The following is a 647-nucleotide window of genomic DNA, read 5'->3' as shown; positions in this document are numbered from 1 at the left end:
CCGATCGGGGACCGCGCGACTTCGCGCGCGGCGACCGCTTGATGTTCCTGCGGAACGAGCGGTCGCTGGGGGTAAAGAACGGTACGCTCGGCACGATCGAGCGGGTCAGCCCCGAGGGCATGACCGTCCGGCTGGACGGAGGCCGGAGCGTCGCGTTCGAGGCGAAGGACTATGCCGCGGTCGATCACGGCTATGCGGCGACGTTCCACAAGGCGCAGGGCGTGACGGTCGATCGCGCGCACGTCCTCGCTACGCCGGGCATGGACCGCCACAGCGCCTATGTCGGTCTGTCGCGGCACCGCGACGGCGTGCAGCTTCATTATGGCCGCGACGACTTCGCCGATCAGCGCCAGCTCGCGCGCACGCTGTCGCGCGACCGGGGCAAGGACATGGCGGGCGACTATGCCACGCCCGAGCAGGACCAGGCGCGCGCGTTCGCCGATCGGCGCGAGATCCGGTTCCCGGAACTCGCGCGCCAGGTGGTCGAGAAGGTCCGCGACAAGGCCAGGGGCATGTTCGCCGGGTTCCGGCCGAAATCGACCCCGGAGCAGGCGGCGTCACCGGCGATCGAGCGGACCAGCTCGCCCCACCAGGCGAAGGCGATCGAACGCTATGCGCGCGCCACGGTCGATATAGGCCGGATGGGG

The 647-nt window shown here is 70.5% G+C and carries 1 pseudogene; it reads left to right on the top strand.

The features are described from left to right. Positions 1-647, top strand: a pseudogene (locus AACY19_RS26710) (hypothetical protein); the annotation flags it as partial.

The organism is Pseudomonas sp. EA_5y_Pfl2_R50 (assembly GCF_963970475.1).
Lineage (GTDB): Bacteria > Pseudomonadota > Gammaproteobacteria > Pseudomonadales > Pseudomonadaceae > Aquipseudomonas.
Note: the sequence above shows the minus strand (reverse complement) of the source record. Positions and strands in the feature narration are given on the sequence as shown.